This is a genomic window from Streptomyces sp. NPDC058459, assembly GCF_042721685.1.
GTDB lineage: Bacteria > Actinomycetota > Actinomycetes > Streptomycetales > Streptomycetaceae > Streptomyces.
Genome location: NZ_JBHXLV010000226.1, coordinates 1 through 10,442, shown reverse-complemented (window position 1 = coordinate 10,442; position 10,442 = coordinate 1). Strand labels below are relative to the sequence as shown.

Annotated in this window: 7 protein-coding genes; 2 read left to right on the top strand and 5 right to left on the bottom strand. The window is 73.9% G+C overall.

Going from position 1 to position 10,442, the window contains the following annotated elements:
• Positions 1-18: 18 nt before the first annotated feature.
• The 5 genes from ACFWN1_RS28420 to ACFWN1_RS28400 all read right to left on the bottom strand — a co-directional run bounded on the left by ACFWN1_RS28420 (position 19) and on the right by ACFWN1_RS28400 (position 8,298).
• Positions 19-2,598, bottom strand: coding sequence for an ABC transporter permease (locus ACFWN1_RS28420; protein ID WP_384367932.1), 2,580 nt, complete (start codon positions 2,596-2,598; stop codon positions 19-21).
• On the bottom strand, positions 2,595-3,383 hold the full coding sequence (locus ACFWN1_RS28415) for an ABC transporter ATP-binding protein (RefSeq protein WP_384367928.1): 789 nt from the start codon (positions 3,381-3,383) through the stop codon (positions 2,595-2,597). The genes ACFWN1_RS28420 and ACFWN1_RS28415 overlap by 4 nt, the downstream gene beginning before the upstream one ends.
• Before the next feature lie 415 nt (positions 3,384-3,798).
• The gene (locus ACFWN1_RS28410; protein ID WP_384367925.1) at positions 3,799-4,662 is read right to left on the bottom strand and encodes a cellulose-binding protein; all 864 of its coding nucleotides are present in this window, start codon (positions 4,660-4,662) and stop codon (positions 3,799-3,801) included.
• Positions 4,663-4,844: 182 nt separating this feature from the next.
• The gene (locus ACFWN1_RS28405) at positions 4,845-7,283 is read right to left on the bottom strand and encodes an SUKH-4 family immunity protein (RefSeq protein ID WP_384367922.1); all 2,439 of its coding nucleotides are present in this window, start codon (positions 7,281-7,283) and stop codon (positions 4,845-4,847) included.
• 10 nt (positions 7,284-7,293) lie between these two features.
• A complete protein-coding gene (locus tag ACFWN1_RS28400) occupies positions 7,294-8,298 on the bottom strand; it encodes an SMI1/KNR4 family protein (protein WP_384367919.1) in 1,005 nt (334 codons plus the stop codon).
• A gap of 362 nt (positions 8,299-8,660) precedes the next feature.
• On the opposite strand from ACFWN1_RS28400, the gene ACFWN1_RS28395 reads away from it, so the two are divergent.
• Both ACFWN1_RS28395 and ACFWN1_RS28390 read left to right on the top strand, forming a co-directional pair.
• Positions 8,661-9,176: a YwqJ-related putative deaminase gene (locus tag ACFWN1_RS28395; protein ID WP_384367916.1), complete on the top strand. Its 516-nt coding sequence runs from the start codon at positions 8,661-8,663 to the stop codon at positions 9,174-9,176.
• A 56-nt stretch (positions 9,177-9,232) separates the two neighbouring features.
• Positions 9,233-9,766, top strand: a complete 534-nt coding sequence (locus ACFWN1_RS28390; protein ID WP_384367913.1) for an SUKH-3 domain-containing protein — start codon at positions 9,233-9,235, stop codon at positions 9,764-9,766.
• The last annotated feature ends 676 nt before the right edge of the window (positions 9,767-10,442 follow it).

Genomic DNA, 10,442 nt, shown 5'->3' with positions numbered 1-10,442 from the left:
CCCGTCATCCCCCCCTCCCTACTCCGTGGCGATCGCGCTCAGCACATTCATCCGGCCCGCCCTGAACGCCGGGATCAGTGCCGCGAACAGGCCCACGAAGGCGGAGGCGAGGAAGACCGTGATGATCGTCGGCCAGGGGATCTCCAGCACCGTGAGCCCCTGGAGGGCCAGGAGTTTCTGGGCGGAGGCACCCCAGCCCATGCCGAGGCCGAGGCCCAGGAGGGCGCCGAAGAGGGCGATGACCACCGACTCCAGACGGATCATGCGGCGCAGCTGCCTGCGGGAGAGGCCGATGGCTCGCATCAGGCCGATCTCGCGGGTGCGTTCCACCACCGAGAGGGCGAGGGTGTTCACCACGCCGAGGACGGCGACGATGATCGCCAGGGCCAGCAGACCGTAGACCAGGTTGAGGAGCTGGCCGATCTGGTCCTTGAGGGCCTGCTTGTAGTCGGTCTGGTCGCGCACGGTGTACTGCGGATAGTCGTGCAGGGCGGCCTTGAGCGCCTTGTAGGCGGCGTCCTGCCGGCCGTCCTCGGCGGTGGCGAAGAACAGCGTGTCGAGCGGCATCTTGTCGGCTGCCACGTACTTCTTCACCGTGGCGATGGAGACGTACATCGCGCCCCGGTCGATCGCCACGTCGTCGCTGGTGATCGCGCGGACCGTCAGCGTGGCCGTGCGGCCGTCCTTGAAGGCGACGTCCACCTTGGAGCCGACCTTCAGGCCGTGTTCCTCGGCGAAGCCCGCGAAGACGGACATGGAGTCGGAGCCGTAGGCGTCGGGGAGGTCGCCCGCGACGGTCTCGGAGCGCAGATCCTGCGCGTAGGAGGGGTCGGCCGCGTTGATCGTCTCGTTCGCGGCGACCTTGCCGTCCGGAGTGGTCAGCTTGGCGGGCAGGAGCTTGTACTCGGTGACCCGCTCCAGATCCGGGGTCTTCTTGAGCGCGTCGACCGCCTGCGTGGTGATGACGGAGCCGTTGTCGCTCTGGACGATGAAGTCCGCGCCGACCGTCTTGTCGAGCTGGTCGGTGGCGGAGGCCACCATGGACGAGCCGACCACGGACAGGCAGGCCACCAGGGCGAGGCCGATCATCAGTGCGGCGCCGGTCGCACCGGTGCGGCGGGGGTTGCGCAGCGCGTTGCGCTCGGCCATGCGGCCGACGGGGCCGAAGACCCTGAGGACGATCGCGCCGAGGACGCGCACCACGCCGGAGGCGAGCAGCGGGCCGATGACCACGAAGCCGATCAGGGTGAGCACCACGCCGAGGCCCAGCCACGCCGAGCCGGTCGTGGCCTTGTCGGCCGCTGCGGCCGCGAACAGGCCCGCCGCGCCGGCGCCGGTGAGGACCAGGCCGGTCACCGCGCGGATCACCCCCGCCCTGGCGTCGGCCGGGGCGCCGGGGTCGCGCAGGGCGGCCATCGGGGAGACCTTGCCAGCGCGGCGGGCCGGCAGATAGGCGGCGAGGACGGTGACGACGACACCGAGCACCACACCGGCGACCGGGGTGGTCCAGGCGACCGTCAGATCGTCCGTGGACAGGTGCATGCCCAACCGGCCCATGAGCTTCATCAGGCCGACGGCGATGCCGACCCCGGCGCCGACACCGAGCACGGAGCCGAGGACGCCGAGCAGCAGGGCCTCGATCAGCACCGACCGGTAGACCTGGCGGCGGGAGGAGCCGATGGCCCGCATCAGGCCGATCTCGCGGGTGCGCTGGGCGACCAGCATCGAGAAGGTGTTGATGATCAGGAAGATGCCGACCAGGAAGGCGATCCCGGCGAAGCCGAGCATCGCGTACCGCATGACGTCGAGGAAGCCCTTCACGTCCTGCTGGTTGGCGTCGGCCACCTCCTTGGCGGTCTGCACCTTGTAGCGGGCGCCGAGGGCGGCGCTCACGTCCCGCTTCAGACGGGCGTCGGTGACGCCCTGGGCGGCGGTGACGTTGACGTTGGTGTAGACGCCGGTGCGGCCGACCAGGGCCTGCTGGGCGGTCTTCGTGTCCAGGTAGAAGATGGCCGCGCCGGGGTTGGTGACGTTGAAGGTGGCGATGCCGGACACGCGCGCGTGGTGCGTGCCGACGGCGGTGATGACCCCGATGTCGTCGCCGGGCTTCAGGTGGTGCTTCTTCGCGGTGTCGGCGTCGACCATGATCTGGGCGGAGCCCCTGGGCGCGGCACCTGTGGTGATCTTCATGGTGCGGGCGTCGTTGGCGTTCCAGTTGCCGACGATGGTCGGCCCGCCGCTGGTGGGCGACAGCTTCTCCTTGTCGCCGTCGACCACGGTGACCGAGGTGGAGAACACCGTGCCCTCGGCCGACTTCACGCCCGGCGCCCGCTCGATCTCGCCCACGACGGCGGCGGGCAGGACCGGCGGCTTGCCGGTGTCGGAGGTGGTCTCCCCGGTGTCGGAGGCGTTCTTGGCGCTCACCGTGACATCGGAGGACGTGGCCTGGAAGAGCTTGTCGAAGGTGGTGTTCATGGTGTCGGTGAACACCAGCGTGCCGCAGACGAACGCCACCGAGAGCAGGACGGCTGTCGCGGAGAGCGCCATCCGGCCCTTGTGCGCGAGGAAGTTGCGCAGCGAGGTCTTCAGGACGGTCATGATGTGCGCCCCCGCGCGTCGAAGTCCTTCATGCGGTCCAGGACCTGTTCGGCCGTGGGCTTCAGCATCTCGTCCACGATCCGGCCGTCGGCCAGGTAGAGCACGCGGTCCGCGTAGGAGGCGGCGACGGGGTCGTGGGTGACCATGACGATGGTCTGGCCCAGCTCGTCCACCGAGCGGCGCAGGAAGCCGAGAACCTCGGCGCCGGCCCGGGAGTCGAGGTTTCCGGTCGGCTCGTCACCGAAGATGATCTCCGGGCGGGCGGCGAGCGCGCGGGCCACGGCGACGCGCTGCTGCTGGCCGCCGGAGAGCTGGGAGGGCCGGTGCCTGAGCCGGTCCGAGAGCCCGACGGTCTCCACGACCCGGTCCAGCCACGCCTTGTCGGGCTTGCGGCCCGCGATGTCCATCGGCAGCGTGATGTTCTCCAGGGCGTTCAGCGTCGGCAGCAGGTTGAACGCCTGGAAGATGAAGCCGATCCGGTCGCGGCGCAGCCGGGTGAGCTTCTTGTCCTTCAGACCGGTGATCTCGGTGTCGTCGAGGTAGATCTGACCGCTGGTCACCGTGTCCAGACCGGCGAGGCAGTGCATCAGGGTGGACTTGCCGGACCCGGAGGGGCCCATGATCGCGGTGAACTGGCCGCGGGCGATGTCCACGTCGACGTGGTCGAGGGCGACGACGCGGGTCTCCCCGGCCCCGTACGCCTTCACGACCTGCCGCGCCCGCGCGGCGACGGCCGTAGGCCCTCCAGTGCCCCCGTGCCTGGGAATGGTCACAGCCGATGTCACGGTATGTCTCCTATGCGGGTCGATCGCGGGCACCCCGGAACGCGGTGCGACGCATGGGTGAAGTGGTGCGGGCCGGTGCCTGTCCGTGCGCTACGCCTCGAGTCTGGCCGTGGCGAGGGGTGCCGCACGCTGGTGCGGGCCCCCGCTTTCCCGGGGGAAATCCCTACCCCCGGGGTCCGGCCGGCCGCCCCCCTGGCGGCATAAGGACAGACTAAGGACGGGACACACCACCCCTCGTCCTCCGCGGGGACGAACCCTCCCCGAGCCTCCGTACGGAGATACCCTTAGGGGTGGTCCACCGCCGGGTGGAACCCTGCTCAGGGTCGTCCGCGCCCCGGACCCGGCCCGGCCTCACCTCTTACGCCGCGTCAGGGCCGGCCCGCCCCCTACGGGCACCCCGACCCGTGACACCACGTCACTGCGCGGCGGCCCGCCCCGTCAGCTCGGTCAGGCGGTCGCGGACGCGGCTCGTCTGGGCCTGCACCTCGTCCCAGGCTTCGCTGTGTTCGCGCAGCACGTGTTCCGTCTCGCGGGCGGTGCGCTCCTCGTGGAGGCGGGCCCCGGCGACGATCTCGGCGGCACGCGCGCGTGCCTCGTCCTGGCGGTGACGGGCCCGGACCGTCGCCTCTTCCAGGGCCAGGCGGGCCGCCGCGAGCCCGGCCTCCGCGCGGGCCGTCCGCTCGGCGAGGCGGACCTCGGCGGCCGACTCCCGTTCCCCCTCCGCGCGTTCGGCGGCGGCCCGGCGTCCGGCCTGCTCGGCCTCCTGGGCGGCGGGCAGCGCGGCGGTATGGGCCCGCGCCTCGCGCAGGGCCGCGAGGGCCTGCCCGCGCAGTTCCCGCACCTCGCGCCGGGTGCCCACCCGCACGTCCTCCGCCGCCGCTCGGGCCGCCAGCAGCAGCCGTGCGGCCTCCTCCTCGGCCCCGGCGCACAGCACCCGCGCCGCCGCCCGTGCGGCCCGTACGACGCCTGCCGCCTCCTGTTCGGCCCGCGCCACGCGCTGCCGCGCCTCGTGACAGGCCACCTCGCGCACCGAGAGGGCCTCCTCGCGCAGCAGCCGGAACGCGTGCCGGGCCCGCTCGCCGAGGGTGTCGTACTCCTGCGGGGCGAGCCCGGCGGCCGTCTCCCGGAGTCTCGCGGACTCGGTCTCCATCCGCCCCGCCAGCACGGTCAGCAGGGCCGCGCGCTCCCAGGCGGCGCCCCGGTCGTGGGAGAGGGCCGCCATGAACGCGTCGACCTGATCGGGACGGTAACCGCGCGGTGTCCTCGCTGTGCCGCTCACCAGGGACCCCTCTCCGCCGGACCTGACCGACATGACGATTTCCCGCATATCCTGCCGTTTGCGACACAAGTGTTCATGACGCGACACTCCGCCGATGACACCTGGTCAGAAGCGATCAGGACATAGCAGGGGGCCCTTCACCCGAACCAGTGAAGGGCCCCCTGTTTGAGCGGCGGCGCGCGCTAGAGCAGCCCGTCCCACATCTGCTCCAGCAGCACCGACCACCAGCTCTCCGGAGACGCCAGCGCGGCCGGGTCCAGAGCCGCCAGCTGGGCCTGGAAGTCGACGGTCCAGCGGGCCGCCTGCTCCTGGTTCAGGCCGTACCGCAGCCGCCACATCCGGCCCAGCAGGGCCAGACAGCGCGCGAACTCGGGCAGCCCGGAGTTGACGAACTGCGGCGGCACCGGCGCACCGCCCGGCCCGCTCTCCACCGGCACGGCCACGATGTTCGCCGTCCCGTACTGCACACAGATCGCCTTGCCGAAGTCCGTGCCCATCACCAGGTACGACCCCGCGTCCGACGCCGGAGCCACCCTGCGCTCGGCCGCCAGCTCCGCCAGCGTCGGCACCGGACGGCCCGGCTGGGCCTGCGCCCAGAAGAACGGCCCCATGTCCAGTGGCAGTCCGGCCACCACCAGGGTGTGCGCCACGACCGGCGGCACACCCTGCCGGGCCACCGCCTGCTGCTCGAACCGGTACACGCCCGGACCGAACACCGCCGCCAGCTCCTGCGCGACACCCTCGGGCGGGATCGGCGGCGCGGGCGGCACCGGCGGCAGCGGCGCCCGCACCGGCGCGGGCCGCGCGGGACCGTCCGCGACCTGGTGCAGCTCCCCCTGATGGGCCAGCAGCTCCCGCATGCCGTCCTGCCGGCTCGCGTGATCGGTGCCGTACGGCGCGATGGACGCGATCCGCGCCTGCGGCCACTGCTCCCGGATCATCCGCGCGCAGTACGCACCGGGCAGCGCACAGGACTCCAGCTCGGTGTGCAGCTCCAGCACCTGGTCCGGCGGCACGTTCATGGCGCGCAGCTCGTGGAAGATCTGCCACTCCGGGTGCGGGGTGCCCGGCGCCGAACGCCGGATCAGCTGCTGCTCCGAGCCGTCCGGCGCGCGATAGCGCAGCACCGCCTGGTAGCCGGGCCCCACCATGGGCTGCCCCGGCTGCGGATACCCGTACGCGCCCGGCTGCCCCGGCATCGGCGCGGCCGGGGGCGGCATCGCGCCGGGCGGCGGCATGGCACCGGCCGGGGGCGGCATGGCTCCCGGCGGCGGCATGGGCGCGCCCTGCGGGGGCGGAGCCGGCTGCGGCATCGGCTGCGGTGCGGCCGGCGGGCCCTGCGGCATGCCGGGCACGGGTGGCATCCCGGCCGTCGGCTGGTGGCCGTGCGCGGGGGGCGTACCGGGGGCGGACGGCGGCGGGGGTACGGCGGGGCCGCCGGGCGAGGGCGGGGACAGCACGGTCTCCGCGTGGTGCACGGCGCCGGGCGTTACGGCGGGCCGGGGCGGGGCCGGGGTGCCCGGAGCGGCCGGCGGCTGTGGCGTCCCGCCCGGCCCGGAGGGGTTCCCGGCGCCCTGCGAGGAGACCAGCCGCGTCGGTACGTGGTCCTCGGCGCCCGGGTGCGCGCCCGGCGCTCCGGGGGCGCCCGGCGGGTGCGGGGGCAGACCCGGGCCACGCTTGCGGGGCGGCGGCGCGGCCTTGCTGGTCGCGGCGTCGGCGATGTCCCCGGCGTGCGGCGGCAGCGGCCGCGCCGGGGCCGCTGGGCCCCGGCCCGGGAGGCCCGCGTCGTCCACCGCCGGCGCGACGGCGGTCGGCGGGAGCCCGCTGCCGCCCGACATCAGCGCCGTCTTCGCGTCCGGCGCGGCGGCGGGCGGGGGCGGCGTGCCGTCGTTCAGCGGCGGCGCGAACACCGTCGCGGGCAGCGGTACCGAACGGTCCTCGCCGCCCTCGGCGTTGGTGTCCGTCCCCGCCCACGGGGTGTCCCCGTCACGGTTCTCCGCCACCTCGCCCTTGGCGGCGGCGGGCCAGGCGGCCCCGCTGTCCGCAGCGACGGCCGGCACCCCGGCCTGCGTCCGGGCGAGCCCGGCCCCGGACCCCACGGAGGACCCCTGAACCGGCACCGGAGCAGAATCCTGGCCCGAACCCTGAGCCGGCACCGGAGCGGACCCCTGCCCCGAGCCCTGAGCCGGACCCTGCCCCGCCCCCTGACCGACCCCCGTGTCCGACCCCGGACGCCGGTCCGGGATACCCAGCTTGTCCGCCGCCTCCTGCAACCACTCCGGCGGACTCAGCAGGAACGACGTCTGGTTCAGGTCCACCCGGGCCGCCGGGGGCACCGGTACCGCGTCCTCGACGTCGCCGGGGCGGCCGTACAGCTCCTCGTACCGGCGGATCACCTCGCCCACCGGCAGCGCGGGCCACAGCGTGGCCTCGCCGCTGTCCCGCGCGATGACCAGCCGCTGGCCACCCGCGTCGGAACGCGGGCCGTCGGCACGGTCCTCGCCCCACACCACGAACCCGAGGTCGAACTCCCGCACCCGCACCTCCCGGTGCTGGTACGCCGGGACGTCCCCGTTGATCCACTCCTCGCCGCGTTCCTGCGCGCGCGCAAACGTCACCATGACCCGGACCTCACTCCCCCGCCGGCGCCGAGGACGCCGCGGACACCGGGACGGCGCGCGCGAAGCCGCCGTCCACCATCAGACTCGCCACCGTGTCCAGTTCCGGCGGATCACCGGCCAGCCGGGACAGGAACGCGTCGAAGTCGTCGCCGCAGGGCAGCAGCAGCCGCTCCACACGCTCCGCCGCCGACCACGACGGGTCCGTGTCCCGTACGTCGTCGTACGCGCAGAACCACACCGAACCGGCCCGCTCGCCCTTCACCTTCACCGCGACCAGACCGCCCTGGACGAACGCGACGCCCAGGTAGTCCTTGGTCAGGTGATCGCGCAGGCACTTGTTGAGGTACACCAGGTCGTTGACCGCCGCCTCGTCCCGCACCGTGAAGAACGGCTGGTCCAGCAGCAGGCCCAGCTCGGCGTCGAGCGCGGCGCCCACCGGGGCGCAGCCGCCCGCCGCCTTCAGGAACGAGCGGTAGGCGCCGGGCAGCCGGTAGCCGAGATCCTCCTCGACGCCCTGCACCTGCGACTCCGTCACCGCGATCCCCGACTTGGGGAGCGCGAAGTGCGCCGGACGCGTCTCGTTCAGCGGACGGGTGCCGCGCCTGGCGTGGTCCACCAGCGCCGTCGCCACCCCGCCGTGGTGCCGCAGCAGCGCCTTCACCTCGACCGGGACCAGCTCAAGACGCCGGGAGTTCGCCACGTGGTGCCACGTCCAGCCGTGCGGCGTCGCCACCTCCGGCACCGTGTCCCACAGCTCGTGCCCCGCCGCCGCGAGCACCGCGTTGGCCGACACGTAGTCCGTCAGCCGCAGTTCGTCGACGCCGAACCCCTCCGGGGGCTCCGCGATCTCGGCCGCCGCGCGCGCGTACGGCGCGAAGTCGGGATGACCGTGCTCGTCGATCCGCACCCCGCGCGGATGGCGGGCCGCCCGCACCGGGTCCGGGAAGTGCACGACCTGCCCGGCGTAGGCCGCGTTCGGCGGCGCGGCTCCCTGCCCGAGCCGACCTGTCGTCATGGCGGTTGCCCCCTGCGGCACTCTGTACGAGCCGGCACCGCACCCTCTCCGGCACGCCCCGACCCGTATCCGACTGTCTTCAACGTCACCGACGCCTAAAGGCCGCGCCCCGGCGCGGTGCCGACAGCCTATGCGGTACGCGCACACCGGTCACCGGCCCACCGGACCCCGGCCCTCCGCCGCCTGCGGCCCCGACCCCCTCGAACGCCTCGGCGAAAGGCCATCACTTGTGTGACCAACCGTCACCGCATGTGACGGGTGAGCCCCGCCCTGGCGTGTCGCACCGCCCCAGCTTCCGCAGCGGCCACGGCATTTGGCACTCTGTGTCCTTCGGGCGCGGGCCCAGGGGAGGAAAGACGATCATGAACACCATGCCGACCGGAGGTACCGACATGCGGGCCGGCGACCCCCGAATCGGCTGGAGCGACTCGGGTGAAGCCCCAGCCCCCGCCCTGCTGCACCGCCGCGACGGCATCCTGCCCGCCGTCGCCGCCGCCCTCTCCGTACACGGCGCCACCCTCACCGGCACCGCCGCCCGCGGCGACCAGCCCACCCCCCTGCACCACCTCGTGCAGGACTTCCTCGACACCCTCCCCAGCGGCCAGCGCGACCGCTTCACCGGACGGTGCGCCGAGACGATCCTCATCTCCCGGCACCTCGCCGCCGCCGACGCCACCCGCAGCAGGCGCTCCGCCCGCCGCCCCATGACCAACGGCGAGGCCCGCAAGTCCCTGAGGCACGCCAAGCTCACCGCCCGCCGCATACGCGAGGACGGCGACCCGCTGCACGGCAGCTTCGCCGCCCCCTGCCGCGCCTGCTCCGCCCTCAGCGCCCACTTCGGCGTACGCGTCGTCGACCCGGCCACCAACGGCGACTGAACCCGCGCCCGCCGGGCCCCGTATTCAGTTCACCAGCACGACGATCGATAGGGCAGATGCACCCCGACCGCACCACCTCCCGCAGGCTCGCCGCACCCCACGGGCCCGGCGGCACCGCACCCCGCTTCCCCGGCGCCGTCGACAACGCGCTGCGCAGCGCGGGCTGGCACCCCGGCCGCTGGGACATGAAGCAGGCAGAGGTCTGGGCCGACACCCTGCGCGAACACCTCTCCCCCGCCGGCCACCGGCACGCCGTCTTCCCCGCCGCCGTCGAAGCCTGGGCCGAGTTCGGCGGACTGCGCGTCACCCCCAGCGGCACCGGACGCCGGATCGCCCCGGCGACCCTCCACCTCGACCCGCTCCAGGGCCTGCACCTGGCCCGCACCCTCGGCGACCTCGGCCGCGCGCTGGGCACCGAACTCAGCCCGATCGGCGAGGAGACCGACACCGCCGCCCTCCTCGCCATCGACACCCTGGGCCGCGTCTACACCCTCGACCACACCGGCGACTGGTACCTCGGCCCCGGCATCGACCACGCGCTCACCGCGCTCATCGCCGGCACCCAGCCCGTCCGCCTCACCACCGGCTGACCCCCGCCGCCCCCTTCACCGCGCACCCCCAGCGGTTGGCGGCCGGCGCGCCGTCGGGCTCCGGCCGCGACCCCGCCCGTACCCGCGGACATGCCCGTACGGTGCCCCCACCTGGACCCGCCGGCCCCGGCCGGCGAGGTCCGCCGCCGAGTCCGGACGCGGATCACGGAACACCGCCGAGACCCCGGGCCCGCGGCCCCCGGCGGAACCCCTCGTAACGCGCCGCGTCCTCCGCGCCCGCACCCCGCCCCACCTCAGCCCGCCACGCCCATCAGCCGGTCCCCCGCGATCACCTCCCTGCCCAGGGCGCGTAGAAGTCCCCCAGGTCCAGATGACCGTCGCCCTTCGCGTCGAACAGCCTGAACACCAGCGTCACCCGGTCGACGGCCTCCGTACGCATGACTCCCCAGACCCTTCGTCGACTCGCCCCGATCCCCTCGGCACGCACCGACACACTGCGTCCCGGAAGCCCCCCGCATGCCGGACGGCGGGCACGTTCACCCCATGGATGGTTTCGGCGCATACCGAGGATTGAGCGGCGAACGCGACATAAGAGGCCACCCGAAAACGTCGCCCTAGGCGTATTGCCCTGTGAGGTTGGGGACGCGGCTGGCGGGTGGTTTGCCTGCGAGGGCGGTGTGTCCGCGGTGGTGATTGTAGGTGTGGAGCCATTGCG